The sequence below is a fragment of the Erwinia aeris genome (assembly GCF_041224955.1).
GTDB classification, from domain to species: domain Bacteria; phylum Pseudomonadota; class Gammaproteobacteria; order Enterobacterales; family Enterobacteriaceae; genus Erwinia; species Erwinia aeris.
The window spans coordinates 56,476-82,781 of sequence record NZ_JBGFFX010000007.1 but is presented as its reverse complement, the minus strand read 5'-3'; the positions used below and the strand labels follow the sequence as shown (position 1 = coordinate 82,781).

The following is a 26,306-nucleotide window of genomic DNA, read 5'->3' as shown; positions in this document are numbered from 1 at the left end:
ATGAAAAATGGGAACTGCATCAAGCATACCCGGTTCAATTTTTCAAGGAAGTAAAGAAATAGTATATATATATGTTCTGCGGCAATAAGGGTGAAGCAAAAAGCATAAGCCTTATTTTACCTGCCCCAGCGCGCCGCGATAGCGATCGACCCACATGGCGGTCGCGCCGCAAACGGCTACCGGCATAATCGCCAGATTCAGTATCGGCACCATGGTAAATAAACTCACCAGCGCGCCGAACTGCATCACATCCGTTTTATGCCGTTTTAGCGATGTACGCATCTGCCGAAAACTGACCTTATGGTTATCAAACGGATAATCGCAGTACTGAATCGAGAGCATCCAGGCGCTGAATAAAAACCAGAGAACAGGCGCGACCGTTTGCCCAAATCCGGGGATAAAATAGAGCAGTAGCAGAACGAGCGCGCGCGGCAGATACCATGCCAGCTTTTGCCATTCGCGCTTCATAATGCGCGGAATATCCTTCACCATGCCCGCCCAGCCGCTGTCCGGCATCGGTTTTCCGGTGAGTTTAGCCTCCAGCTGTTCGGCTAACAGCCCGCAAAAGGGCGCGGCTATCCAGTTGGCCACGGTCGAAAAGAAATAGCTGAATACCAGCAGCACAAAAATAACCGTCAGCGGCCACAGCAGATAGTTGAGCCAGTGCAGCCAGTCGGGCACATGAGACATTAAAGCGGGAAGCCACTGCTCCAGCCTGAAGAACAGCCAGATAAACGCGCCACCCATCAATAAAAAATTAAGCGCCAAAGGCACAATAACAAAGCGGCGAATGCCGGGCAGTCGGATCAGCTGCCAGCCTTGGGCAAAATAGTGGATCCCATTGCCGGAAGCGCCGGTACGGTGAAGAGCCATGTCTGCTTTCCTTAAGTTAACAAGCCGTGCGCGGCTATCATAACTCAGCCGTTTGCGCTGAGCAGAAGAGATTTGCGCGAAAAAACAGCAAATAACCGTGTCGTTTCACGCTTATTTGTCAGAAAATACTGCACGGACTTGCACTTGTGCAGCGGGGCAAATACAGTTAGGGGATAAAGTTTGCCGCGGTGGCAAGGTATTGGAACAACAGAGAATACAATGATGCAGGATTTGCGTCTGATATTAATCGTTGTTGGCGCGATCGCTATAATAGCGCTTCTGCTTCACGGCTTCTGGACCAGCCGTAAAGAGCGCTCATCCGTTTTTCGCGATCGTCCTCACAAACGTTTAAAACAGGATAGAGAAGAGGCTTTTGACGACGTCGATGATGACGCGGGCAGTGCTCGCGGCAAAAGCCCGCGTCCGCGTAAAGCAGAAGAAGATGAGCCGGTAGTCGGCAGCTTTGACGAGCAGGCGCCGCCGCGCCCGGTAAAACCGCGCGCTCAGCCAGAACCTGTTCGCCATCAGCATCCGGTTGATGAGTCTCCCGAGCTGGATCCGCTCTTCGGCGGCGATTTGCCGCAGGAAGCCGATGACGAACCTTCCGTTCCGGTAAGCCGCAGGCAGCCGGAAGCGCCGCAGCCGGTTCAGTCTGCTCCGGCACGGCCTCAGCCGGTTGAGTCTGCTCCGGTACAGCCGCAGCCGTCCCCGTCTGTTCAGCCTGCTCCGGCACGGCCGCAGCCGGTACAGTCTGAACCGACCTTCGTCGAGCCGGAACCGGAACCCGCGCCGCAGCCTGAGCGCCCGGTCGCACCGCAGGAAAAACCTAAAGAAACGGTACTGGTGCTGCACGTTAGCGCCCATGCCGGCGGCGTACTGAACGGCGAGGCGCTCCTGCAGGGCGTGCTGCAGGCCGGTTTCCAGTTTGGCGAAATGAACATTTTCCATCGTCATCTCAGCCCGGCGGGCAGCGGCCCGGTGCTGTTTAGCCTGGCGAATATGGTCAAGCCCGGCTCGTTTAATCCTGATGAAATGTCAGATTTTTCTACGCCCGGCGTCTCTATCTTTATGATGGTGCCTTCCTATGGCGATGCGAATCAGAACTTTAAGCTGATGTTGCAGTCCGCCCAGCGCATCGCTGACGACGTTGGCGGCGTGGTGCTGGATGACGAGCGCCGGATGATGACGCCGCAAAAGCTGGAAACCTATAAAAACCGCATTCGTGACGTTATTGAGGCGAACGCCTGAGTTACCGGCACGCCTTCCTCTCTGTACACAAGACCCCCGCCAGCCGGGGGTTTTTTATCGCTATGGTGCCGCTATGGAATCCGTACAAGACAAAATCATCGCTCTGCAAACCACGCTTCGCCATTACGAATACCAGTATCACGTCCTTGATGAACCGGTAGTGCCGGACGCCGAATACGATCGCCTGATGGGCGAATTGCGCAAGCTGGAAGCGGCGCATCCCGATCTGGTGACGCCCGATTCGCCGACCCAGCGCGTAGGCGCCGCGCCGCTGAGCGCGTTTGAGCAGGTGCGTCATGAAATCCCGATGCTGTCGCTGGACAATGCTTTTGATGATGAAAGTTACCTTGCCTTTAACAAACGCGTGCAGGACAGGCTAAAAAGCGTTGATGAAATCACTTTCTGCTGTGAGCTAAAGCTGGACGGCCTGGCCGTCAGCCTGCTGTATGAGAACGGGCTGCTGGTGCGGGCGGCAACGCGCGGCGACGGCACCACCGGCGAGAACATCACCTCTAACGTGCGCACCATCCGCGCTATACCGCTGCGGCTGCACGGTGACAATATCCCGGCACGCGTTGAAGTACGCGGTGAGGTTTTTATGCCGCAGGCAGGTTTCGAGGCGCTGAACGAAGAAGCGCGGCGTACCGGCAGCAAAGTTTTCGCCAACCCGCGTAATGCTGCGGCCGGGTCGCTGCGCCAGCTCGACCCGCGTATTACCGCTAAGCGTCCGCTAACGTTTTTCTGCTACGGGCTGGGGCTGTTGGAAGGCGGTGAAATGCCGCGCAGCCACCTGGGCCGCCTGCAACAGTTTAAGGCCTGGGGGCTGCCGGTCAGCGACCGTGTGCGCCTCTGCCACACGCCGGAAGAGGTGCTGGCTTTCTATCGCAAGGTGGAAGAGGATCGCGCCACGCTGGGCTTCGATATTGACGGCGTGGTGATAAAAGTGGACTCGCTGGATCTCCAGGAGCAGCTGGGCTTCGTGGCGCGCGCGCCGCGCTGGGCGATAGCGTTTAAATTCCCGGCCCAGGAGCAGATGACGCACGTGCGCGACGTTGAATTCCAGGTTGGCCGGACGGGCGCGATTACCCCGGTCGCCAGGCTGGAGCCCGTACAGGTCGCGGGCGTGATGGTCAGCAACGCCACGCTGCACAATGCTGATGAGATAGACCGTCTGGGCTTGCGTATCGGCGATCGGGTGGTGATCCGCCGCGCGGGTGACGTTATCCCGCAGGTAGTCGGCGTGATCGAGGCCGATCGTCCGGCAGATGCCAGAGCGGTAGAGTTTCCTACGCACTGCCCGGTTTGCGGCTCGGACGTGGAGCGTGTAGAAGGCGAAGTGGTGGCGCGCTGTACCGGCGGCCTGATTTGCGGCGCGCAGCGCAAAGGCGCGTTAAAACATTTCGTTTCCCGCCGTGCGATGGACGTGGACGGCATGGGCGATAAAATCATCGACCAGCTGGTGGAAAAAGAGTACGTCAAAACGCCTGCCGACCTGTATAAGCTGACCGCGGGCAAGCTCACCGGCCTGGATCGCATGGGGCCGAAGTCTGCACAGAACGTGGTGGACGCGCTGGAAAAATCGAAGCAAACCACGCTGGCCCGTTTCCTTTATGCGCTGGGCATTACGGAGGTGGGCGAGGCGACGGCAGCCAACCTCGCCGCGCATTTTGGCTCGCTGGAAAGCATCATCAGCGCCGATCTGGACGCGTTGATCGGCGTGCAGGATGTCGGTAAGGTAGTGGCTGCCCATGTGCGAAATTTCATGGACGAGGAGAGCAACCGCGAGGTTATCCGCCAGCTGGTGGAAGAGGCCGGTATTCACTGGCCAGCGGTTGCGGTAGTCAAAGCGGAGGAGATCGACAGTCCTTTCGCCGGCAAAACCGTGGTGCTGACCGGGTCGCTGACGCAGCTTTCGCGCGATGAGGCCAAAGATCGCCTGGCCGCACTGGGCGCTAAAGTCAGCGGCAGCGTCTCGAAAAAAACCGATCTGGTGATTGCCGGGGAAGCAGCAGGCTCCAAGCTGACCAGGGCGCAGGAGCTGGGAATTAAGGTGATCGACGAAGCGGAGATGATTCGACTGCTGGGTGAATAAATGGAAAAAGAGCACCTGATTGAGATTGCCAATACCGAAATGCCCTTTGGAAAATATAAAGGGCGTTTCCTGATCGATTTGCCGGAGCCTTATCTGCTGTGGTTTGCGCGTAAGGACGAGTTTCCGGCAGGTCATCTGGGCGAGTTAATGCGTCTTACGCTGGCAATAAAGATTGAAGGCCTGGAAGGCCTGCTTAAACCACTTAAAAAAAGCTGAAATAACGGGGGAAGTCGCTTCCCCCGCTGCGGCTATTTCTGCGATTCCACCACCGTTTTAGCTTTCGATACCTGCTTTTCCACCTGTTTTTCTCCTGCCTTTTTATAGCGTTGCGCCAGCATAGAGCAGACCATCAGCTGCACCTGATGGAAAATCATCAGCGGCAGCACGATGATGCCGACCGCAGCAGAAGGAAACAGGATATTTGCCATCGGCACACCGTTCGCCAGGCTCTTTTTCGATCCGCAAAACAGAATGGTAATTTCATCCGCCCGGTTAAAGCCAAACAGACGCGCGGCCAGCAGATTAATGGCCAGCGCCACAAACAGAATGCCGAGGCTGCCGATCAGGATATAGAGCAGGGTCATCGCGCCGACGCGGTGCCAGATGCCGTTTACCACCGCTTCGCTAAAGGCGGAATAGACTACCAGCAGAATAGAAGCCTGATCCGTTTTACCAATCAGCCCGCGATGTTTTTCGACCCACTCTGCAATCCAGCGACGCGAGATATGCCCCAGAATAAAAGGCACCAGCAGCTGCAGCATAATGCTGCCTATCTGCGTCAGGCTACCGTTGGCGGCATCGTTATGCACGTTCATCACCAGCCCGACCAGCAGCGGAGAGATAAACACGCCCAGCAGGCTGGAAGCCGACGCGCTGCACACCGCAGCCGCCACGTTGCCGCCAGCCAGCGAAGTAAGCGCAATTGCCGACTGCACGGTCGCGGGCAAAATACAAAGGTAGAGGAAGCCGGTATAGATTTCTGCGCTGACCGGCAGCGGATGCCACCAGACAAACAGCAGGCCGAGCAAAGGAAACAGCACGAAGGTGCTGATCATTACCCATAAATGCAACCGCCAGTGGCCGCCGCCGGCAATGATTTTTTCGCGCGACAGCTTGGCGCCGTGCATAAAAAACAGCAGGGCGATAGCGGCCGTGGTCAGCCACTCAAAGAAAGTCACAAAGTGGCCGCGCGCGGGCAGGAACGTTGCCAGCAGTACGGTAATAATCAGTTTAACCATCATGGGATCGAGCCGGAGAAACCGCATTGTTAATGCCTCGTTAATAAATCAATGTCGCTATTGTGCGTCAGCAGGGTTTAGAAATAAAATTGATTTATTGAATTCATATATGAGTTAAATCGATGAATTATACGCTCAGGCAGCTGCGGGTGTTTGTCGCCGTCGCGCAGCAGAGGAGCTTCAGCCAGGCGGGCCAGATGATAGGGCTGAGCCAGTCGGCCGTCAGCCACAGCGTCAAAGAGCTGGAAAGCGAGATGGGTATCCGTCTGCTGGACCGTACAACGCGTGAAGTGATGCTGACCGAAGCTGGCGTCCAGCTGGCCAGCCGCCTGGAGCGCCTGTTGGAAGAGCTGAATACCACGCTGCTGGACGTGCGCAGCTACGGTCAGCAGCGCAGCGGCACGGTCAGGATCGCCGCCAGCCAGACCATCTCCGCGCATCTGATGCCGCAGTGCCTGGCCGCCAGCCAGCTGCATTTTCCTGAAATTAAAATCATGCTTCGCGACAGGCCACAGCAGTGGGTACTGCAAAGCATCCGCAACGCGGAAGTGGATTTCGGGATCGTGATAGGGCCGCTCCAGGTAGACGATCTGGAGGGCGAAGCGATTCTGGAAGAACCCTTTCTGCTGCTCTGTCGTCAGGACGATCCGCTCGCTGCAGAGAAAGAAATTAGCTGGCAAATGCTGAACCGACGGCTGTTGGTGCTACAGGACTATTCATCAGGTAGTCGGGTATTAATCGACGAGGCGCTGCGCCAGCAACAGGTAAAAGTGGAAATCGTGCAGGAGATAGGGCATCCGGCGACGCTTTACCCGATGGTGGAAGCGGGAATAGGCATCAGCATTTTGCCGGCGCTTGCGCTGCCGCTGCCGCAGGGGAGGCCGCTGCTGGTAAGAAGAATAACGCCGGAAATCAATCGCTCGATTATGCTGGTCAGACGCAAGAACCGCTCGCTGTCGCCCGCGGCGGAAGCTATCTGGCAGGAAGTGCGCCAGCAGGCTGCCCTGCTGACGCAGCAACGCGCGCTTGCGCCAGCGTTTTAGATATAAACGTTGAGCGAATTAGCTGCGGTTGGCCGGTTTACGCCGTCGGCTACTTTGCTGTAGGCCGAGGCCGGATCCTGCTGTGCTTCCTTTTTATCCTGCGCTTTCTGCGCCTGCTGCTGCTCCAGCTGAGTAATTTGTGCCTGTAGCAGCTGGATCTGACTATTGATAACCTGTTCCTGCTCCGTTTTCTGCTCATTGGTGAGGGTGGTATCCGTCGCCAGCGATTTTAGCTGGTTTTGCAGGTTGACTACCTGCTTGTTCAACGCAGCAATTTTGGACGTCGAGCCGGCCGATGAACTGCCGGAACCGATCGAAGTGTTGGTACTGGTTGTAATTGTTGTCATCGCTATCTCCTTTGTATTTAACCACTACGGTTATCGGTAAGCACCACGGGAGACTTGACTACAAAAAGCGTAAAAGAAGTGATAAGAATTCGAAAGGGGGGCTAAGACCCGAATTACGCACGGCAAAAAGGCGCCTTTAGGGCGCCTTTCTACATTGGTGGGTCGTGCAGGATGACTCGGCTGAAGCCTCGCCCTTCGGGTCGTTGCCTGCGGCAACGCTGTCTCCCTCTGGTCGACTCGACCTGCGGCAGGTTCGAACCCCGCCCGAATTACGCACGGCAAAAAGGCGCCTTTAGGGCGCCTTTCTACATTGGTGGGTCGTGCAGGATTCGAACCTGCGACCAATTGATTAAAAGTCAACTGCTCTACCAACTGAGCTAACGACCCGAAGTGGTGGGTGATGACGGGCTCGAACCGCCGACCCCCTCCGTGTAAAGGAGATGCTCTACCAACTGAGCTAATCACCCACTTCGGTACTTCAAACCAGGCCTGCAAGAGATGGTGGGTGATGACGGGCTCGAACCGCCGACCCCCTCCGTGTAAAGGAGATGCTCTACCAACTGAGCTAATCACCCATTTCTTACACTCTGGGAACTGCTACACTGCGAAGCCACCGTTTAGAGTGGTGGGTGATGACGGGCTCGAACCGCCGACCCCCTCCGTGTAAAGGAGATGCTCTACCAACTGAGCTAATCACCCCCGCTGTGTGGAGTCGCATTATAGGGATCGCGCAAAATGAGTCAACGATTTTTAGAAGGAAAAATTGCGTTCGTCTTAAAATTAAACAAGATGTTGCGATTTCAGGCAAAAGCGTCACGGCGCCGTCGGCTTTTGCAGCAAAGGCGGCGCGAAAGCAGGGGATTGCCGTTGAGGATTCATCTTGTGATGATAGAATGTTGCCCACTTTATTCTGGATTTATCAGAGCTCCCCGCTTCTGATAGCGTAAAAAGGCAGCTGTTAATGAAAATCAAAACCCGTTTCGCACCCAGCCCGACGGGCTACCTGCACGTTGGCGGCGCTCGTACCGCGCTTTATTCCTGGCTGTTTGCCCGTAACCAGGGCGGCGAATTCGTGCTGCGTATAGAAGATACCGATCTGGAGCGCTCCACCCAGCAGGCTATCGACGCGATCATGGACGGCATGAACTGGCTGAACCTGGACTGGGATGAAGGCCCGTACTATCAGACCAAACGTTTCGATCGCTACAATGCAGTGATCGATCAGATGCTGGAAGCGGGCACGGCCTACAAATGCTACTGCTCCAAAGAGCGTCTGGAAGCGCTACGCGAAACGCAGATGGCGAACAATGAAAAGCCACGCTATGACGGTCGCTGCCGCGACAGCCACGAACACCATGCCGATGATGAGCCTTGCGTAGTGCGTTTCCGCAATCCGCAGGAAGGTTCGGTCATTTTTGACGACCAGATCCGTGGCCCCATCGAATTCAGCAACCAGGAGCTGGACGATCTGATCATCCGCCGTACCGATGGTTCGCCGACCTACAACTTCTGTGTCGTGATCGACGACTGGGATATGGAAATTACCCACGTTATCCGCGGTGAAGATCATATCAATAACACGCCTCGCCAGATCAACATCCTGAAAGCGATCGGCGCACAGGTGCCGGTTTACGCGCACGTCTCCATGATCCTGGGCGACGACGGCAAAAAGCTTTCCAAACGTCACGGCGCCGTAGGCGTGATGCAGTATCGCGACGACGGTTATCTGCCGGAAGCGCTGCTGAACTATCTGGTGCGTCTGGGCTGGTCGCATGGCGACCAGGAGATCTTCAGCATTGAAGAGATGAAGCAGCTGTTCGATCTGGATGCGGTCAGCAAATCCGCCAGCGCCTTCAACACCGAAAAACTGCAGTGGCTGAACCATCACTACATCACCACGCTGGCGCCGGAGTACGTGGCGACGCATCTGCAATGGCATATCGAGCAGGAAAATATCGATACCCGCACCGGCCCTGAGCTGGCTCAGCTGGTTCGTCTGCTTGGCGAGCGCTGCAAGACGCTGAAAGAAATGGCCGCTTCCTGCCGTTACTTCTACGAAGACTTTGCAGAGTTTGATGCGGATGCGGCGAAAAAACATCTGCGTCCCGTAGCCCGTCAGCCGCTGGAAGTGGTTCGTGACAAGCTGGCCGCCATCAGCGTCTGGAACGCGGAAAACGTGCATCAGGCTATTCAGTCCGCTGCGGACGAGCTGGAAGTGGGCATGGGCAAAGTCGGCATGCCGCTGCGCGTTGCCGTTACCGGTGCAGGCCAGTCACCTGCGCTGGACGTGACGGTAGAAGCAATTGGTCAGTCGCGCAGCGTTGCGCGTATCGAAAAAGCGCTGAGCTGGATTGCGGCTCGCGAAGCGCAGGCTTAATCCTCTAAATAAAAGAACCGGCATCAGCCGGTTCTTTTTTCAACGTGCAACCTGCTCGGCAGGCGTGGAAACCTACTTCTCAACCTGAGAAATATCCAGCCGTTGCAGCATACCCTGAATGCCTTCACGTAACAGTAATGCATAAAGCTTCTCTTGTTCATCGCTGTTCATTTGCTGAATAGAGGTCATTAGCAGAGCGGGAAGAGAGTTTTGCGTGACGCGATAGGTGGCGGTCGGCTCGGCGACGTGGCGGGTGGATTTCAGGAAATTTCTTACATTCTCATCAATATGGATCATACGGGCCTTGCCGCCCTGTACGCCGGGCTTGGGTACGGTCGTCCATTGCTCTTTTTTAACCCATTTATTGATAGTCTGACGGCTGAAACCTGTTTCCTGTGCCAGTTCTTCCGGCGTTAACCATTCCTTTTTCATTATGCAATATCCTTTTTGCGTTGATATGTAACGGACATATATTACAGGAATTTATTGTTCGAACAACTAACAGGCAAGACTAATCTGAGCAGATAATTAGCAGCGGGGAGAAATGATATTTCCCCCTGCCGGGCGGCAGAGGGAAGAAAGCCTTACTGTGGGGTAGCAGCAGACTGATTTTGCGGACGATAGGCGATGTAGTAAGCCAGACCGACAAATACCGCGCCACCGACCGTATTGCCCAGGAAAACGGCAGCAAAATTAGGCAGGTAGTCGGCCCAGCTCAGCTGGCCGGCAAAAATAGCGGCCGGGATAATAAACATGTTCGCCACCACGTGCTGGAAGCCGATAGCCACGAACGCCATCACCGGGAACCACATGCCAAAAATCTTACCGACCATGTCTTTACTGGCGAACGCCATCCAGGTCGCCAGACACACCAGCCAGTTACAGCCGATACCGGAAATGAAAGAGTGCATAAAGTCGGCGTGGACTTTGGCCGAGGCGATAGCCACGGTCTTTTTAAGGTAGTCGCCTTCGGTCATGCCAAGCACATGGCCAAAGAACCATGCTACGGCTATGCTGCCGATAAAGTTGGCAATGGTTACCCAGAACCAGTTACGCACTACGCTAAAGCCGCTGACCTGACGGGCGAACCAGGCGATCGGCATGGTCATCATATTGCCGGTCAGCAGCTCACCGCCAGCCAGCACGGTCAGAATAATCCCCACCGGAAACACCGCTGCGCCAAGCAGGCCGCCAAAGGAGCCCCAGTTAGCGGGCAGCTGATTAATAACGTGCAGATCCAGCAGGAAGCCGGTGGCGATAAAAGCCCCTGCAATAAAGCCGAGGATCAACAGGGTAGGGACAGACGAACGGCTTTTGGCGATACCAGCCTGAATAGCGACCGCCGCAATTTCTTTAGGTGAGTACAAGGACATAGTGACTCTGATTCTGGTGTAGTGAAAGAAAGAATGGCCGAATCCGTCGCGTTATACGCGCGCATCCAGCGCTGAGAAGGGTTCGGCATTCGAAAACGCGGGAAGTTTTGCACGAGATTTTAACAAAAACAAGCGCAATTAAGCGCACAATTAACGCTCTGTTTACAGGATTAAACCCGACGCGCTGTGATTGCAGCGGGAACGTTGCCGGATTGCATTCACGACACCATTTGATCGCTGACATAACGGCGATTAAGGCGGATTATGCTGTGTGGCAAAAGGTGCGGATGCGGCCTTTTGCATCGCTTTGGCCGCTTTTTCAGCGATCGAACACAGATTGGCATTTTGCCGTTGACACGTTCGGCCCCGTTTCATATTATGCCCGCCGTCAAGACGACAAAGGTTTTTCGGCTCGGGGGTATAGCTCAGCTGGGAGAGCGCTTGCATGGCATGCAAGAGGTCAGCGGTTCGATCCCGCTTATCTCCACCAAATCTTCACCAGACGATTTGGCGCGAAAAACCGGTATTTTGTTGTGGGGGTATAGCTCAGCTGGGAGAGCGCTTGCATGGCATGCAAGAGGTCAGCGGTTCGATCCCGCTTATCTCCACCAATCACTTCTTTCGTCCTTCTCTGTTTCTGGCAGCGCTTGCGCAGCCGCATCCCTGTTGTTTTCTTCTGTTTATCCGTTCTGCTTATCAGCTCCCGATCCTGTTTTGCCTGTTACCTGATAAATCGGGCCTTAATCCTGTAAATGCGTTAAACCCTCCAGCTGAATAGCTGAATAAGGGGCCGCAGCTAAAATCTGGGTTAGATCTTCCGTAAGGCCAGGGCCGCGTATTTCTCCTGAGAACGCCGCAACAATGGCATTAATGTGAACAATTACGCTAATCCCGTTTACAAAACGCGCGCCAGTGATTGAGAAAAAGCGGAGACGTTAGTCTCCGCTGAGGCAGGTTAAAGCGTGGCGGCGAAGGTCAGCATTCTTTCAGCCAGCTCTTGTGGCGTTTGTAGCGGCATCAGGTGGCCCGCGCCCGCAATCACTTCCAGCCGCCCGGCGGGAAGGTGCGAGAGCGTCATTTTCTGCTGATCTTCAGCAGAAGGCACCTGATCGTCGGCCGAGCCGGCGATCAACAAGGCCGGACAGTCGACGGTACCGATACGCGTCGACCAGTCTTCCCGACTCCCTGCTTCAGGCCAGGCACGCCAGGCGTTAAGATTCGCGCGGCGGGCGTCGCGGATAGCTATCTCGCGCACCACATCGGGCAAACGCTCGCTGGCTGCCGTATCCACAAACTGTTCCGCTTCTTCCCGGCTGCCGCCATAGTTAATCTGGCTACGGCGATCTTCCTCGCTCATCGGCTGCGGGCCGGGCGGCGAAGGCGCGACCAGAATCAGTCCTTTCAGATAGTCTGGCCGACGCGCCGCCAGCGCCAGGGCGACTTTTCCGGTCATCGAATGACCGACCAGGATACAGTTGTTGAGCTGCAGTGCACGAATGCTTTCGTCGAACTGCGCTACCATCGACGCTACGTCATAGCCGGGAATATTGGTCGCTGCGCCAAAGCCTGGCGTATCCAGCGTTACGCAGCGGTGGTGCTCGTCCAGCCAGCTGATGGTCGGATACCAGGTATGTCCAGAGCCGCCTAAATAGTGCAGCAGGACGAAAACCGGCGCATCGTTCGCCTTGCCGTGCAGAGAACAGGGCAGCATAAAACACTCCTAACGTAATTGATCTTTGACGTCACCGAGCATGGCGATAGCCTGCTCATCATAACCGCGCGCCCGCAAAGGCTGGTTCACTTCGGCTTCCAGATCCGGCACATAGCCCACCAGGAACTCGCCGGGTGTGCTGAAAGTGACTTTGCCCAGCGCGGCGGGCAGCAGCAGCGTTTCCGCGCGTTCCAACGTCCAGCTTTCGCCCGCCGCCTCAATTTGCAGCGGCTCGCCCAGGTTGGAAATAATGCGCGCGCGCGTGAAGCCGTAGTCACAGGCGGCGGAAACCCGCCAGCGTTCCAGCGCGAAATAAGGCCCGGCACAGCAAAACAGCCGCGTGACCCGATCGTTTTCTTCCACGGTCAGGCCCTGATGCGGCCGCGTGGTCAGCTCCGGACGCAGCTCCGCCAGCAGCGCGTCGATGTTCTTCTCCCGCTCCTGCGGCGATATTTTGCTGCCGTCCTCCATCTGCCACGGCATGGCGTGCTGCTGGATATTGGACGTTTGCTCAATTTCATAAATCAGCGTATCCGGGCCGAAAGAGTGCAGCATGCCGCCCGGCACATAAAAAGTGTCGCCGGTTTTAACCGGATAGCGTTCCATTACCTCGTCGTATTCTTCAGCCAGCAGAGCAGCGCGCAGGCGTGGCTGGTTGACGCCGGGCTTGATGCCTGCCAGGCAGCTGGCACCGGGCGCGGCCCATAAAATATGCCAGGCCTCGCTTTTGCCGTTGGGCTGCTGCTCAAGGCGCTGCGCTGCCTCATCGTTGGCGTGCAGATGCACCGGCAGCATCCCGGTGCCGTCAATAAATTTGCTCAGCAGCGGGAAATGCGGGCCGCGCCAGCCGGGCGCAACCAGCTCGTCGGGATAGCGTTCGGTCAGCTCGTGCAGGCTCATACCGGCATAGTCGCCGTTTTTAACGGTGGCGCGCATGCCTTCCACATCGCTAACTTCCCAGGTTTCCGCTATGCGTCCGTCAGGCAGGCCCGTTTTGGCGAGGCGGGTTTTAATCAGTTCGCCACCGAAGATATGGGTGGCAATCGGCAGCGTCAGCCGTAAGGGATAGGCTTTCATCTTCGCTCCTTAAAAGACGTCCGTTCTCTGTCCTTAGGGCGTGACAAGGCCGTCCGGGCAGGAAAGCGGGAAGAGAACGGGCGAGAAGGCTATGGAGCCGCAGCCCCATAGCCAGACGATCAGATGACGGCAACGCCGCCGGTGACGGCGATGGTCGCGCCGGAGATATAGCTGGCTTCGTCGCTGGCCAGCATCACATAGGCAGGTGCCAGCTCGGCAGGCTGCCCGGCGCGCTGCATTGGCACTTCGCTGCCGAAGTTTTTAACCTGTTCGGTCGGCATCGTGGCAGGGATCAGCGGCGTCCAGATCGGGCCAGGGGCCACGGCGTTGGAGCGAATACCCTTATCCGCCAGCAGAGCAGCCAGGCTGCCGGAAAAGTTGATAATCGCCGCTTTGGTGGCGGAATAGGCAATCAGTTTCGGCTTGGGCTGATCGGCATTAACCGAGGCGGTATTGATAATAGAGCCGCCCGCAGGCATATGCGGTACCGCCGCTTTACAGATGCGGAACATGGCATAGATATTGGTTTTCATCGTGCGGTCAAACTCGTCATCGCTGATCTCATCCAGCGACTCACGGGTCATCTGGAAGGCGGCGTTATTGACCACGATATTGATTTCGCCGAAGGCTTCCACGGCCTTGCTGACGATAGCCTTGCAGTGTTCCGCTTCGGTCACGTCGCCAGCCACCAGTACTGCTTTCTGTCCCGCTTCTTCAATCAGGCGCGCGGTTTCTTTCGCATCTTCGTGCTCGTCCAGATAGGAAATCAGCACGTCCGCGCCTTCACGAGCATAGGCGATAGCCACGGCGCGGCCGATACCGGAGTCGCCACCGGTAATAATGGCTTTTTTACCTTTCAGACGGCCGGAGCCTTGATAGCTGGCTTCGCCGTGATCGGGAACGGGCTGCATTTCGTTAGTCGCTCCCGGCCATGTTTGCTGTTGTTCTGGGAGTGGAGGTTGGGGGCGATTTGTCGTCGACATAGGCTCTCCTCTTGAACCAGCAAGAATGCCGGTGATAAATGAATTATGCTGCCGCAGGAACCGGAGTTCGCTCGGCAACAGAATGAATAACAATGATTTTCACAACGGATTCGGTGATTTCTGACCGTTAAGGAATAAGCATAGTCAAAAAAAACGAAAGTGCTAAACCGATTCGACCAACGGGGCAGAAAAGCGGCGGACGGGAAACCAGGCCGCTTCAACACGGCCTGGCAAAGTCAGGCGGAGGGCGTAAGGACGTTAAAACCGTGCGTGCCGTCGCGATCCAGCTGCGAAATCAGGCCATATTCCCAGTCCAGGTAGGCCTGCATCGCAGAGGCGGCGTTGTCGGTGCCTTCATAAGGGCGACGGTAGCGATCGTCCCGCGGTTGCAGCAATCTTGTTTCACCCTGCTGTATGGGTAAACCGGCAGCTCGCCAGGCTGCGTTGCCGCCTTTAAGAACCGTTACCGGTTTTTGCGTCAGCGCGGACAGCTCTTCTACGGCGTAGCGAGCCAGCAGACTGCTGCCGCAGGTCACCACGTAACGCTCTGCCGGCGGCAGCGCAGCGCTGCCCGTCCGCGTCAGCAGCGAGCGTTGCAGCCAGGACGCGCCGGGGATATGGCCCGCCACATAGTTCGCGCTGGTGGTGAAATCCAGCACCTGCGTGTCGCCCGCTTCCAGCCATGCGGCCAGCCCGGCTGGCTCCACTTCCGGCAGGGCGGGCAGGGGCGGCACCGTGGGTTTCCAGTCGCCGTGCTCGATAAAATCTTGTCGGCTGATATTATCCACAACCGCAACGTCCCAGCCCATCTGCGTCAGCCAGGAGGCACTCATATCGGCGCGCGCTTTTTTGTCGTCAACCAGCACGATTTTTGCACCGCGCACGCTGGCATAGTGATCCGTTTCCTGCACCAGCTGGCCGCCCGGCACGTGGCGAGCGCCGGGTAAATGACCCGCTGCGTATTCTTCGGCGTCGCGCACGTCAAACAGATAAACCGTGCGCTGGGTTTGCTGCCGCAAAGCGGTCAAATCAGCGAGCGTAATCTGCCTGACGCCAGCGCGATCGGCAACCTTCCGGGCGCTGCGTGCGGCCTGAAGCTGCGCGGTCTCGCTCACCTCGCCGTAACGGCGGTTCTGCTGATGATCCAGCGCCAGCCCGGCCAGCGTCCAGCCAATGGTGCCATTGCGCAGCGCATAAATCGGATTACGCACGCCCGCATTGACCAGCGACTGCGTACCGATAATGCTGCGAGTGCGTCCGGCGCAGTTGACGATAATTTTTGTTTCCGGCGACGGGGCCAGATCCCTGACCCGCAGCACCAGCTCGGCGCCCGGCACGCTGATGCCGCCCGGAATGCTCATGGTCTGATATTCGTCAAAGCGGCGGCTGTCCAGCACCACTACCGGCTCACCGCTTTGCAGCAGGGCATGGACCTCCTGCGCGGGCAGCGAAGGCGTGTGGGCACGGCTTTCGACCAGTTCGCCAAACGCCTTGCTCGGCGAATTGACGTCGATAAAGATTTCGCCGCCCGCTTCGATCCAGCCCTGCAGGCCGCCCGCCAGCAGCGCCACGTTGCTGTAGCCCAGCGCGATTAACCTTTCGGCGGCGGCCTGCGCCAGGCCTTCGCCGTTGTCATACAGCGTGACGGGCGTCGCCAGGCGTGGAACGCGGTTAATTATTTCCAGTTCCAGCTTCGACAAGGGAATATTAGCGGCAAACAGCGGGTGGCCTTCGGCGTAATAAGCCTCTTCCCGCACGTCCAGCAGCGCAGTTTCCTGGCGCTGGAGCAGGGCGTAGCGAATATCGCTGTAGTGACGTAAAGGCAGTGATTGCTTAGCCATGTGAGAGATCCCAAATATTTGGTAAAAAAGCGTTGTTATAGCCGGAGATAAACGGTTTTTCGCTGCCGTCCTCGTCATAAACGGCCCGTTTCACCGCGCCGATATTGCCGCCGTAAACGTGAATGCTGATGGAGGGGCGATCGGCAAAAGCGTTGCTGACGCGGTGGATATCACCCACCTCAGGCGAAACGGCCTCTACGTCGCCAGCATTCAGGCGAACGGGCTCGCCTTCGGGCCAGAGTGCGCCTTGCTCATCACGACGAAAGTGCTGCGCAACTTCCGCGCCGCGCAGCATGCCAATTAACCCCCAGACCCGGTGGTCGTGCACCGGCGTTGACTGGCCCGCTCCCCAGACGAAACTGACAACAGAAAAGCGCTGCTGCGCGTCGGCATACAGCAGATATTGTTGATAGCGCTGCGGATCGGTCTGCGCAAAAGGCTCAGCCAGCCAGTCATCGTGGCGGATAAGCTGTTTTAGCAGCTCGCTGCCTTCTTGCAGCACGCGCTGTTCTGGAGGCTTTGTGTCCAGCAGCGTAGCCAGATCGCCGACAAAGGCGCGCAAACGATGGTGCTGAAGGTTACTCATGGCTGTTCTCCCCGGCAGGCTGTGTTAATCCGGCGGCCGCCTGATTAGCCTGGCCCGCCAGCTGATAATCGAAAGCCTGGCGGACATTCACCGCTTTCGGCAGCACGCGGTAACGTAAGAAAAAGTCGGCGGAATGCTGGAGCGAATCCGCCAGCGTGGGCGTGAAATTGACCGGACGGATCTGCGCGTTGGCGATCCAGCGCTGCGTAATGGCGGGCGGCATCCCCAGCGATTTGCTCAGCGCGTCGGCAAAGGCTGCCGGATGCTGTATCGCCCAGATCTGCGCTTTGGCCAGTCGGCCCTGAAGATCGGCGATCGCCTGACGTTTAGCCGGATCCTTTAACGCTTCCTCGCGGGCGAGCGCATACGAATAGCCGGAAAGAATGCCCTTGCCGCCGCCCTGCGGCACCAGTACCGCGTTATCCACCACGATGGCCGAAGAGACATAGGGTTCCCAGGTCGCCCAGGCATCTACGGCATGGCTGGCCAGCGCGGCGCGGCCATCAACCGGGCCAAGAAAACGCAGCTTAACGTCGGCGGGCTTCAGTCCGGCGCGCTCAAGCAGCCCCAGCACCAGATAGTGTCCCCAGCCGCCGCGATTGACGGCGATCTGTTTGCCTTTCAGATCGCTCAGCTTGTGAATACCGCTGTCTGGCCGCGTCAGCAGGGCGATGCTGTCGGGATTGTTTTGCCATGCGCCTACCGCCTTCACCGGCGCGCCGGCGGCATAGACAAACAGGAAAGGCAGATCGCCGGTAAAACCTACGTCCAGCGCGCCGGCATTCAGCGCTTCCTGCACCGGCGCGCCGGAGTCAAATGAGGTCAGTTTCAGCTCATAAGGTAAATTATTCAGCTCGCCGGACTCTCGTAGCGAAATAAAGCGATCGCCCTTAACGTCACCCAGGCGCAGCGTCACTTTTTCTGCCGCCGTAGCGGCGCCAGCCATAACCGAAAGCAGGATGGCGACGACCAGACGCATCAGGCGCTCCTTGCGACACGGCGCGCCGCAACTTTTTCGCGCGTCAGCGGGATCAGCTCTTTGCCATACTCCAGCGCGTCGTTGAGCGGATCGAAACCCCGGATCAGCACGCTTTCGATGCCCAGGTTGTAGTAATCCAGTAGCGCGTCGGAAACCTGATCCGGCGTGCCGACCAGCGAAGTGGAGTTATAGCCGCCGCCGACCAGTTTGGCGATGCCGGTCCACAGATTTTTATCCAGGCGATCGCCTTCGTTAGCAGCGGCGAACAGCCGTTCCGCACCGACGCTCTGCGGTTTTGGCAGGCCGAAGTCGTGGCCGGTAGCGAGCAGCTTCTGCCGGGCCGTTTCGCGGATATACTCCGCTTTTTCCCAGGCTTCTTTTTCGGTCGCGGCGATAATCGGACGGAAAGAGATATTAAAACCGATCTGTCGACCATGGCGAGCGGCGGCGGCACGTACCGCACGCACGGTTTCGGCCGCGCCCGCCAGCGGTTCGCCCCACAGTGCAAAAACGTCGGCATGTTTCGCCGCCACGCTAATCGCTTCCGGCGAGGAACCGCCAAAATAGACCGGCAGCTGCGGCTGTAGCGGCTTGACGGCGGAAAAAGCCTGTTCAGCCTGATAAAGCTCGCCCTGATGGTCGAAAGGCGCTTCGGCCGTGAGGCTGTTTTTCAGTACCTGCAAAAACTCATCGGTGCGCGCATAGCGTTCGGCTTTGTTAAGGTAATCACCGTCGCGACGCTGTTCGGCATCGTTGCCGCCGCTGATGATATGCACCGCCAGGCGGCCATCGGTCAGCTGATCCAGCGTCGCCAGCTTGCGGGCGGCAAGGGTAGGGGAGACAAAGCCGGGACGGTGCGCCAGCAGGAACTTTATTTTTGAGGTATGTGCCGCCGCGTGGGCGGTGACCAGAAAGCCGTCGGGCTGATCTGACCAGTAACCGACCAGAACGCGATCGAAACCGGCCTGTTCATGGGCGCGGGCGAAGTCGGCGATATACTGTTTGTTAAAAATGGGGCCGCTGGGCGGAATGATTTCCGAGGCCAGGCGATGGCCGATCATGCCAAGAAACTGAATGCTCATCCTGAATTCTCCGAAGTGGGCGGGCAGAAAAGGGCGTAGAAGGAACCCTACTTTCAGAGACGTAAGCTGTGAAATTCTTATATATGCTGAGGAAAGTTAAAAAACAGCTATGGCGAAGGCGGCTTTTGGCGCATAACGAACGAGACGCTGGCTAAACGCTGCTGTGTGTTGGCTAAACGGGCGAGACGCTGGCTAAATGCCGAGGTGCACTGATTTAACGCTGAGGTATGTTGGCTGAATGCTGCGGCGTGCTGATTAAAAGGGAAGGCGTGCTGACTAAGAAAATAACGCGAAGCAAGCAGCGCGCCGGAAGCCTGGGAGGCTTATCGAACCGACCCGCGAAAGGCGGGTCAGGAAAGGCAAAAGCTTTCAGTCACCCATCTTAAAAGGCTTGCTGACTATCTCGCCTGCCTGTTCCGCTTTTTTCTTCGCCTGCAGGAGCTGCCTAATCATTGCCTTTTTTTGCATGCGGATAGCGTCGAAATCAATATGTTGGGTTGGGGTTTCAATTGTCCGTTTGTAGCACATAGTTCGCTCCTTCTTTAAATACCCTGAGGTTGCGCGGGCCAGCCTGCTGCCTGACCAGCCGATCGTAAACTTTAATCAGTTGAGGAGTATACGCCTGGAAGGCCAGGGGTTGTATGTTTTCTCGCCTGGCAACCTGCAGAATGATGTCGATCAGAGACGCGTAAAAAAACAGCGTTTCATGTAGCGTAAGCGCGGCGGCGGCTGGCGGCCTTTCGAACATATCGCAGTCGGGATTATCCTGTGCTTCAAGGTTGTAAAAGCTGACGACGGCCTGGTTGGCGTCAGCTACATCATCACCGAACAGCTTTATGAGTAGCGGTATTTCGGCTGCCGCTTTCGCAAAAAAGGCCAATCGGAAAGTCATCTGCCGATTTACCTGGGCAGCAAACATAAATCTGATATCCATCGTCCTGTAGACATCAAATCCCTGCAGCTCGCTATGTAAGATTTCATAGTGGCAGCCCGCCATAACAAATCCTCATCCTGAGTCTCATGGGCTGCTTTATAGCATTACTTTTATTATGGGTTAAAGGCGATCTTCCCGGATGCGCGACATAAAATGTTTTACTGCGAGACGATACGCAAAAAAAAGGCGAACCCGGAGATTCGCCTTTCTTGTCGAGCCAGACCGCTATCAGCCCAGCACCAGGCCTGCAATGGAAGCGGAGAGCACGCTAACCAGCGTCGAACCGTACAGCAGCTTCATGCCGAAGCGCGACACTACGTTGCCCTGCTCTTCGTTCAGGCCTTTGATAGCGCCCGCCACGATGCCGATAGAGGAGAAGTTGGCAAAAGAAACCAGGAACACGGAAAGGATGCCTTCGCCGCGCGGCGACAGAGTACCGGCAATTTTTTGCAGGTCGATCATCGCCACGAATTCGTTGGAAACCAGCTTGGTCGCCATGATACTGCCGACCTGCAACGCTTCGCTGGCGGGCACGCCCATTACCCAGGCAAAAGGATAGAACACATAGCCCAGCACGCCCTGGAAGCTGATACCAAAAATCGTATCAAACAGCGTATTGACGGCGGAGATCAGCGCGATAAAGCCAATCAGCATCGCGGCGACGATGACCGCCACTTTGAAACCGGCAAGGATATATTCGCCCAGCATTTCAAAGAAGCTCTGTCCCTGATGCAGATCGTTCAGCTTCAGGTCTTCTTCGTTTTCGATGCGGTACGGGTTGATCAACGACAGCACGATAAAGGTGCTGAACATATTCAGGATCAGCGCGGCCACCACATATTTCGGCTGGAGCATGGTCATATAGGCGCCGACGATGGACATCGATACGGTCGACATCGCCGTAGCGGCCATGGTGTACATGCGGCGCTGCGACATTTTGCCCAGAATATCTTTATAGGCGATAAAGTTTTCTGACTGTCCCAAAATCAGCGAGCTTACCGCGTTAAAAGATTCCAGCTTACCCATGCCGTTGACTTTTGACAGCACGGTGCCGATTGCCCGGATAACCACGGGCAGAATACGGAAGTGTTGCAGAATACCAATAAGGGCGGAGATAAAGACGATAGGGCAGAGTACGTTAAGCCAGAAGAACGCCAGGCCTTTATCGTTCATGCCACCAAAGACAAAGCTGGTGCCCTGAGCGGCAAAGCCCAGCAGCTTGTCGAAGAAGCCGGCAAAGCCTTTGACAAACCCTAAGCCGATTTCGGAGTTCAGGAAGAACCAGGCCAGCAGCACCTCGATCACCAGAAGCTGAATAATAAAACGGACGCGGATATTTTTCCGATCGCTGCTGACCAGTAAGGCCAGTAACGTCACCACCACCAGCGCCAAAGCAAAATGCAGAATGCGGGACATGAGTGCTCCAAATTTGAAGGCTGTTATATTTCGCTGCACATTCTATGTAACAAGTTGCAGAAAAACGAGACTAAAGCCTCAATATAATAAATTCCTATCGGCTTAAATCGACATTCTGCTTTCCTGTCACATCCTGATACTGTTTAAAAAACCACCCGTCAACTTGTGGGGGAATACTTTTTAACCTAAAGTAAGTTTATCGCTTACAAATCGGCCACACGAAACGCTACCTTTGGGTATAGCAAAGGCTATACTTTTTAGCGTAGGCTATTACAGCGATAAGTTTAACCAGTGCAAATGATGTTGATAATCATTATCATTTGAATGACAATACCTTCCTCGGGTGTATTAAGGGGTAAGACGATGTTTGAAGGCCGCACCGCGGAGCAGACGGTCCGTAGTTCCCGTAAAATCAAATTCGCGCTGATGGGGCCCGCTTTTATTGCGGCGATTGGCTATATCGATCCCGGCAACTTCGCGACCAATATCCAGGCTGGCGCTTCCTATGGCTATAAGCTGCTGTGGGTGGTGGTCTGGGCCAATATCATGGCGATGGTGATCCAGTTAATGTCCGCTAAGCTGGGCATCGCCACCGGCAAAAACCTGGCGGAGCATATCCGCGATCGCTTTCCGCGTCCTGCCGTATGGTTCTACTGGATCCAGGCGGAAATTATCGCCATGGCCACCGACCTGGCCGAGTTTATCGGCGCGGCTATCGGCTTTAAGCTGCTCTTTGGCGTCAGTTTACTGCAGGGTGCGGTGCTGACGGGCGTGGTGACGTTCCTGATTTTGATGCTGCAAAGCCGGGGCCAGAAGCCGCTGGAACTGGTCATCGGCGGCCTGCTGCTGTTTGTGGCGGCGGCCTATGTGATCGAGCTGTTTTTCTCTCAGCCAAAAGTGATGGATCTGATGCAGGGCCTTGCCGTGCCGACGCTGCCGACCGCCGATGCGGTGCTGCTGGCGGCGGGCGTGCTGGGCGCAACGATTATGCCGCACGTGATTTATCTGCACTCTTCCTTAACGCAAAGCCCTGACGGCGGCAGCCGCGCAGAGCGCTACTCCTCGACAAAACTGGATGTGGCGGTCGCCATGACCATCGCGGGATTTGTGAATCTGGCGATGATGGCGACGGCGGCGGCGGCTTTTCACTTCAGCGGCCATACCGGCATCGCGGATCTGGATCAGGCCTATCTGACGCTCGATCCGCTGCTGGGCCGTGCGGCGGCCATAGTCTTCGGTCTGAGCCTGCTGGCGGCCGGACTCTCTTCCACCGTAGTGGGAACGATGGCGGGGCAGGTGGTAATGCAGGGCTTTATCCATATACGTATTCCGCTCCTGGTGCGGCGTGTTGTGACGATGCTGCCCTCGTTTATCGTGATCCTGGCTGGCTGGGAGCCGACGCGCATTCTGGTGATGAGCCAGGTGCTGCTCAGCTTCGGTATCGCGCTGGCGCTTATCCCGCTGCTCTCTTTTACCGGCAATCGCGAACTGATGGGCGAACTGGTGAACTCGCGCCTGATGCAGGCGGCAGGCAAGGTTATCGTGGTGGTGGTGGTGGCGCTGAACTTCTATCTGCTGATATCTATGGCGATGGAGCTTTAGGCGAGACGCTAAGCAACAAGTGAAAAAGGGTGCTCCTGTGAGCACCCTTTTTTTTACCAGCGTCCGTCGTGGTGACGATCCCGCTCGTGACGCCATTCGCGCTGCCTTTCGTGGTCGCGCCAGCGCTGGTCGCGTCGCCATTCATGCCGTTGACGCATCTCCTGTTGACGGCGCCACTGTTCATGGCGCCACCAGCGGCCTTCGCCATAGCGATAGTTGTTGCGCCACCAGTGGCCTTCGCGCCACCGGCCGCCGTCCCAGTAACGCCCGTGACGATCGCGATCGCCCAGATGAAGCGAAACGCCCGGCGCTAACATAATCCGGGCGCTGTCAGCCTGTGCTGTGTGTAAGGCTGAACCTGCCAGCAAAGCGGCAATAAGCAATAGATGTTTCATTTTCTCTCCTTATCAGCGGCACAACTGCTCCGCCCTGATGTCAGTATTATAAGGAGAGCGCAGGGGTTTCGCCTGGCTAATTCCTAAAAGTGTCGAAAAAGTGTTAAAGGAAATGTCAGTAAAACAGGCCGCCGCAGGACGCGGCGGCAAAGGGATCAGGCGAGGATCGCGTCGATGCGATCCAGCTCGCTTTGACTGAATTCGCGCTGGTTCAGCATCGTTATGGCATCGTCTATCTGACTGGTTTTGCTGGCGCCGATCAGCACTGACGTGACGCGACCGCCGCGCAGTACCCAGGCCAGCGCCATTTGCGACAGTTTCTGGCCGCGCTGCTGCGCCAGCTCGTTTAGCTGCCGTACTTTCTCCATCTTCTCCGGCGTCAGCTGCTCGCTGCTGAGGAAACGGCTGCCGCTGGCGGCGCGTGAATCTTCCGGAATGCCCTGCAAATAACGATCGGTCAGCACGCCGCCCGCCAGCGGTGAGAAAGCGATACAGCCCACGCCCTGCTGCTGCAGCACATCCAGCAGGCCGTCTTCCGGCGCGCGTTCAAACATGGAGTATTTCGGCTGGTGGATCAAACAGGGCGTGCCCAGCTGCTTCAGGATGGCAATGGCCTCCGCCGCCAGCTGCGCCGGATAGTTAGAAAGCGCGATGTAAAGCGCTTTCCCCTGGCGCACCAGGTGATCCAGCGCGGTCATGGTTTCTTCCAGCGGCGTTTCCGGATCGGGACGGTGGTGATAAAAAATATCGACATAGTCCAGGCCCATACGCTTCAGGCTCTGATCGAGGCTGGCGATCAGATATTTACGTGAGCCCCAGTCGCCGTAAGGCCCGTCCCACATTGTATAGCCCGCTTTGGAAGAGATAATCAGCTCGTCGCGCAGCGAAGCGAAATCCTGACGCAGAATGCGACCGAAGTTTTCTTCTGCCGAGCCGGGCGGCGGGCCGTAATTATTGGCAAGGTCAAAATGGGTAATGCCCTGGTCGAAAGCGTGGCGCAGCAGCGCGCGGCTGTTCTCTACCAGCGTGCTGTCGCCAAAGTTATGCCACAGGCCGAGCGAGACGGCGGGCAGCTTCAGGCCGGTGCGGCCGCAGCGGTGATAACTCATTGTCTGATAACGATTTTCGTCAGGCTGATAAACCATGAAAAGTTCCTGTGCTCAGAAGGAAAGGCAAAATGAGCATAGCAGTGTATACGGTTACACCGAACCGGTTCGCGCGGCGGATCGCAACTTGCGGAAAAGTCTCAGGCGTCATCTTTGCTTGCCATCGCGGGCGACGACGGATTTCACATGGCGCGCAAAGGATGCGCAATACTCATTACAACCTATCAGAGGAGAAAGCCATGCAAAGCGTTGGAGACTATCTGTTGCTGCGTCTGCAGGAAATCGGCATCGGGCATCTGTTCGGCGTGCCGGGCGATTACAATTTGCAGTTTCTGGATCACGTTATCGCCAGCAAAAAGATTGCCTGGGCGGGCAGCAGCAACGAGCTGAACGCGGCCTATGCCGCCGACGGCTATGCGCGCTGTCGCGGCGCGGCGGCGCTGCTCACCACTTTCGGCGTGGGTGAACTGAGTGCCTTAAACGGCGTGGCGGGCAGCTATGCCGAATATCTGCCGGTTATCCATATTGTCGGCGCGCCAGCCAGCGCGGCGCAGGAAGAGAAGCTGTTACTGCACCATACGCTGGGCGACGGCGACTACGCGCATTTTCTACGCATTGCCCGTGAGGTCACCATAGCGCAGGCCGTATTGACCAGAGAAAACGCGGCGGCGGAAATCGACCGGCTGCTGATTACCGCGCTGCGCGAACATCGTCCCGTTTACCTCTTTATGCCTACGGACGTGGCGGAAGCGCCCATCCAGCCGCCCATCGGCACGCTGACTTACCGGGCCGAATCGCTGCAAAGCAGTCTGGATTCCTTCAGCGCGGCGGCGGAAGCCCTGCTGGCGGAAGCTGAAAGCGTCTCGCTGCTGGCCGATTTTCTTGCCGATCGCGCCGCAATGCGTGAGCCGCTGCATAAACTGGTAACGGCAACGGCTTTGCCTTTTTCAACCTTGCTGATGGGCAAAAGCGTGCTGCCGGAACAGCAGCCGGGCTTTGTCGGCACCTACTCAGGCGCCGCCAGCGCGGGCGATACGCAGCGGCATATCGAACAGCGCGACGTGGTGATCACCGTCGGCACGCTCTGGACGGATACCATCACTGCCGGGTTCACCCAGCATATCGATCCGCTACGTAATATTGATATTGGCCTGTATCGCTGCCGGGTTGGTACACAGACGTTCAGTCAGATCGCCATGAAGGATGCCGTTGCCGTGTTGCATCAGCTGGCAACACGCTATGGCGAAGGCTGGCGCGATGTGCAGGCGCTGCCGCCGGCGCTGCCCGAGCTGACCGCTGGCGCACTGAGTCAGAATGCGTTCTGGCGCATCATGCAGGACTTTTTGCGTCCCGGCGATATCGTGCTGGCCGATCAGGGCACGGCCGCGTTTGGCGCGGCGGCGCTGCGGCTGCCTGAAGACGTTACCTTTATCTGTCAGCCGCTGTGGGGATCGATCGGCTTTACGCTGCCCGCCGCCTGGGGCGCACAGCTCGCCTGTCCGGCGCGGCGCGTGATTTTGCTCTGCGGCGACGGAGCGGCCCAGCTGACCATCCAGGAGCTGGGATCGATGCTGCGCGACGGCCTGAAACCGATCGTCTTTATTCTTAATAATGACGGCTATACTGTTGAGCGGGCTATTCACGGCGAGCATCAGCGCTACAATGACATTGCTCAGTGGAACTGGACGCAGCTGCCGCAGGCGCTGAGCACGCGCGGCGAGGCGCAAAGCTGGCGAGTAGAAGAGAGCGCTCAATTGCAGGAAGTGGTAAAAGTGATTGAACAGACCTCGCGTCTCTCGCTGGTGGAGGTTATGCTGCCGCAGCTGGATGTGCCGCCCCTTTTGCAGGCGGTAACGGCGGCGCTGGACAAGCGCAACGCGTCCTGAAAAATCTGATAACGGATTCAGACGCCAGATTCAGATTGATGCCCGTGGGAAATTGCGGCCAGTGCAGGTAAGGTAGTCGGTCGCAGCGCGATTTTACGTTCGCCCGTGAGGGTTGGG

Annotated in this window: 24 protein-coding genes, 6 tRNA genes and 1 other RNA gene; 9 read left to right on the top strand and 22 right to left on the bottom strand. The window is 57.0% G+C overall.

Going from position 1 to position 26,306, the window contains the following annotated elements:
- Positions 1 to 111: 111 nt before the first annotated feature.
- Positions 112 to 873, bottom strand: a complete 762-nt coding sequence (gene cysZ, locus AB6T85_RS12910; RefSeq protein WP_253459484.1) for a sulfate transporter CysZ — start codon at positions 871 to 873, stop codon at positions 112 to 114.
- A gap of 219 nt (positions 874 to 1,092) precedes the next feature.
- Here cysZ and zipA point away from each other — a divergent pair, with 219 nt between their 5' ends.
- From zipA to AB6T85_RS12895, 3 genes are all read left to right on the top strand, one after another.
- Positions 1,093 to 2,121, top strand: coding sequence for a cell division protein ZipA (gene zipA / locus AB6T85_RS12905; protein ID WP_253459487.1), 1,029 nt, complete (start codon positions 1,093 to 1,095; stop codon positions 2,119 to 2,121).
- Between the two features lie 73 nt (positions 2,122 to 2,194).
- Positions 2,195 to 4,213, top strand: coding sequence for an NAD-dependent DNA ligase LigA (gene ligA / locus AB6T85_RS12900; RefSeq protein WP_301251984.1), 2,019 nt, complete (start codon positions 2,195 to 2,197; stop codon positions 4,211 to 4,213).
- Positions 4,214 to 4,429 carry a DUF3820 family protein gene (locus tag AB6T85_RS12895; RefSeq protein ID WP_125289609.1) on the top strand — a complete coding sequence of 72 codons (216 nt, stop codon included), beginning with the start codon at positions 4,214 to 4,216 and terminating at the stop codon, positions 4,427 to 4,429.
- A gap of 32 nt (positions 4,430 to 4,461) precedes the next feature.
- Here AB6T85_RS12895 and AB6T85_RS12890 read toward each other — a convergent pair whose 3' ends face one another.
- The gene (locus AB6T85_RS12890; protein WP_253459494.1) at positions 4,462 to 5,478 is read right to left on the bottom strand and encodes a bile acid:sodium symporter family protein; all 1,017 of its coding nucleotides are present in this window, start codon (positions 5,476 to 5,478) and stop codon (positions 4,462 to 4,464) included.
- Between the two features lie 95 nt (positions 5,479 to 5,573).
- Between AB6T85_RS12890 and AB6T85_RS12885 the strand changes: the two genes are divergently transcribed.
- Positions 5,574 to 6,494, top strand: coding sequence for a LysR family transcriptional regulator (locus AB6T85_RS12885; protein WP_301251982.1), 921 nt, complete (start codon positions 5,574 to 5,576; stop codon positions 6,492 to 6,494).
- Here AB6T85_RS12885 and AB6T85_RS12880 read toward each other — a convergent pair.
- From AB6T85_RS12880 to AB6T85_RS12855, 6 genes are all read right to left on the bottom strand, one after another.
- Positions 6,491 to 6,841 (bottom strand): FlxA-like family protein, encoded by a 351-nt coding sequence (locus AB6T85_RS12880; protein WP_253459500.1) that lies wholly within the window; start codon positions 6,839 to 6,841, stop codon positions 6,491 to 6,493. The two genes, AB6T85_RS12885 and AB6T85_RS12880, sit on opposite strands and share 4 nt — an antisense overlap.
- A gap of 155 nt (positions 6,842 to 6,996) precedes the next feature.
- A non-coding RNA gene (locus tag AB6T85_RS12875) (RtT sRNA) lies at positions 6,997 to 7,121 on the bottom strand.
- Positions 7,122 to 7,152: 31 nt separating this feature from the next.
- Positions 7,153 to 7,228, bottom strand: a tRNA-Lys gene (locus AB6T85_RS12870).
- A gap of 4 nt (positions 7,229 to 7,232) precedes the next feature.
- Positions 7,233 to 7,308 (bottom strand) — tRNA-Val (locus AB6T85_RS12865).
- Positions 7,309 to 7,340: 32 nt separating this feature from the next.
- Positions 7,341 to 7,416: transfer RNA gene (locus AB6T85_RS12860), tRNA-Val, on the bottom strand.
- A 48-nt stretch (positions 7,417 to 7,464) separates the two neighbouring features.
- A tRNA-Val gene (locus AB6T85_RS12855) sits at positions 7,465 to 7,540 on the bottom strand.
- A 262-nt stretch (positions 7,541 to 7,802) separates the two neighbouring features.
- Here AB6T85_RS12855 and gltX point away from each other — a divergent pair.
- A complete protein-coding gene (gene gltX / locus AB6T85_RS12850; protein ID WP_253459503.1) occupies positions 7,803 to 9,218 on the top strand; it encodes a glutamate--tRNA ligase in 1,416 nt (471 codons plus the stop codon).
- A gap of 72 nt (positions 9,219 to 9,290) precedes the next feature.
- On the opposite strand, the gene AB6T85_RS12845 is transcribed toward gltX, so the two are convergent.
- Both AB6T85_RS12845 and AB6T85_RS12840 read right to left on the bottom strand, forming a co-directional pair.
- Positions 9,291 to 9,650, bottom strand: a complete 360-nt coding sequence (locus AB6T85_RS12845; RefSeq protein ID WP_253459506.1) for a YfeC-like transcriptional regulator — start codon at positions 9,648 to 9,650, stop codon at positions 9,291 to 9,293.
- A 152-nt stretch (positions 9,651 to 9,802) separates the two neighbouring features.
- On the bottom strand, positions 9,803 to 10,591 hold the full coding sequence (locus tag AB6T85_RS12840; protein WP_125290868.1) for a formate/nitrite transporter family protein: 789 nt from the start codon (positions 10,589 to 10,591) through the stop codon (positions 9,803 to 9,805).
- Between the two features lie 414 nt (positions 10,592 to 11,005).
- On the opposite strand from AB6T85_RS12840, the gene AB6T85_RS12835 reads away from it, so the two are divergent.
- A tRNA-Ala gene (locus AB6T85_RS12835) sits at positions 11,006 to 11,081 on the top strand.
- A 45-nt stretch (positions 11,082 to 11,126) separates the two neighbouring features.
- Positions 11,127 to 11,202, top strand: a tRNA-Ala gene (locus AB6T85_RS12830).
- A 344-nt stretch (positions 11,203 to 11,546) separates the two neighbouring features.
- On the opposite strand, the gene AB6T85_RS12825 is transcribed toward AB6T85_RS12830, so the two are convergent.
- The 10 genes from AB6T85_RS12825 to AB6T85_RS12780 all read right to left on the bottom strand — a co-directional run bounded on the left by AB6T85_RS12825 (position 11,547) and on the right by AB6T85_RS12780 (position 21,200).
- Positions 11,547 to 12,302 (bottom strand): alpha/beta fold hydrolase, encoded by a 756-nt coding sequence (locus tag AB6T85_RS12825; RefSeq protein WP_301253329.1) that lies wholly within the window; start codon positions 12,300 to 12,302, stop codon positions 11,547 to 11,549.
- 9 nt (positions 12,303 to 12,311) lie between these two features.
- Positions 12,312 to 13,379: a class I mannose-6-phosphate isomerase gene (locus tag AB6T85_RS12820; protein WP_369895775.1), complete on the bottom strand. Its 1,068-nt coding sequence runs from the start codon at positions 13,377 to 13,379 to the stop codon at positions 12,312 to 12,314.
- A gap of 119 nt (positions 13,380 to 13,498) precedes the next feature.
- Complete coding sequence (locus AB6T85_RS12815) at positions 13,499 to 14,362, bottom strand: glucose 1-dehydrogenase (protein ID WP_125290865.1); 864 nt, start codon at positions 14,360 to 14,362, stop codon at positions 13,499 to 13,501.
- A 236-nt stretch (positions 14,363 to 14,598) separates the two neighbouring features.
- Positions 14,599 to 16,203 carry a rhodanese homology domain-containing protein gene (locus AB6T85_RS12810; protein WP_369895773.1) on the bottom strand — a complete coding sequence of 535 codons (1,605 nt, stop codon included), beginning with the start codon at positions 16,201 to 16,203 and terminating at the stop codon, positions 14,599 to 14,601.
- Positions 16,196 to 16,789 (bottom strand): cysteine dioxygenase family protein, encoded by a 594-nt coding sequence (locus AB6T85_RS12805; RefSeq protein WP_301730772.1) that lies wholly within the window; start codon positions 16,787 to 16,789, stop codon positions 16,196 to 16,198. Before AB6T85_RS12805 ends, AB6T85_RS12810 begins: the two co-directional genes overlap by 8 nt.
- Positions 16,782 to 17,768 (bottom strand): ABC transporter substrate-binding protein, encoded by a 987-nt coding sequence (locus AB6T85_RS12800; RefSeq protein WP_369895771.1) that lies wholly within the window; start codon positions 17,766 to 17,768, stop codon positions 16,782 to 16,784. Before AB6T85_RS12800 ends, AB6T85_RS12805 begins: the two co-directional genes overlap by 8 nt.
- Complete coding sequence (locus AB6T85_RS12795; protein ID WP_369895769.1) at positions 17,768 to 18,850, bottom strand: LLM class flavin-dependent oxidoreductase; 1,083 nt, start codon at positions 18,848 to 18,850, stop codon at positions 17,768 to 17,770. The genes AB6T85_RS12800 and AB6T85_RS12795 overlap by 1 nt, the downstream gene beginning before the upstream one ends.
- A gap of 369 nt (positions 18,851 to 19,219) precedes the next feature.
- On the bottom strand, positions 19,220 to 19,378 hold the full coding sequence (locus AB6T85_RS12790; protein WP_253459520.1) for a hypothetical protein: 159 nt from the start codon (positions 19,376 to 19,378) through the stop codon (positions 19,220 to 19,222).
- Positions 19,356 to 19,742, bottom strand: a complete 387-nt coding sequence (locus AB6T85_RS12785) for a hypothetical protein (RefSeq protein WP_369895767.1) — start codon at positions 19,740 to 19,742, stop codon at positions 19,356 to 19,358. Before AB6T85_RS12785 ends, AB6T85_RS12790 begins: the two co-directional genes overlap by 23 nt.
- Before the next feature lie 270 nt (positions 19,743 to 20,012).
- A complete protein-coding gene (locus AB6T85_RS12780; RefSeq protein ID WP_253459524.1) occupies positions 20,013 to 21,200 on the bottom strand; it encodes a NupC/NupG family nucleoside CNT transporter in 1,188 nt (395 codons plus the stop codon).
- A 363-nt stretch (positions 21,201 to 21,563) separates the two neighbouring features.
- Here AB6T85_RS12780 and AB6T85_RS12775 point away from each other — a divergent pair, with 363 nt between their 5' ends.
- Positions 21,564 to 22,802, top strand: coding sequence for an Nramp family divalent metal transporter (locus tag AB6T85_RS12775; RefSeq protein WP_301253319.1), 1,239 nt, complete (start codon positions 21,564 to 21,566; stop codon positions 22,800 to 22,802).
- 53 nt (positions 22,803 to 22,855) lie between these two features.
- Here AB6T85_RS12775 and AB6T85_RS12770 read toward each other — a convergent pair whose 3' ends face one another.
- On the bottom strand, positions 22,856 to 23,197 hold the full coding sequence (locus tag AB6T85_RS12770; RefSeq protein ID WP_253459530.1) for a DUF2502 domain-containing protein: 342 nt from the start codon (positions 23,195 to 23,197) through the stop codon (positions 22,856 to 22,858).
- Positions 23,198 to 23,352: 155 nt separating this feature from the next.
- A complete protein-coding gene (mgrA, locus tag AB6T85_RS12765; protein ID WP_301730768.1) occupies positions 23,353 to 24,342 on the bottom strand; it encodes an L-glyceraldehyde 3-phosphate reductase in 990 nt (329 codons plus the stop codon).
- A gap of 200 nt (positions 24,343 to 24,542) precedes the next feature.
- On the opposite strand from mgrA, the gene AB6T85_RS12760 reads away from it, so the two are divergent.
- Entirely contained in the window at positions 24,543 to 26,189 is a 1,647-nt protein-coding gene (locus AB6T85_RS12760) for an alpha-keto acid decarboxylase family protein (RefSeq protein WP_253459537.1), read from the top strand.
- Positions 26,190 to 26,306 lie beyond the last annotated feature (117 nt).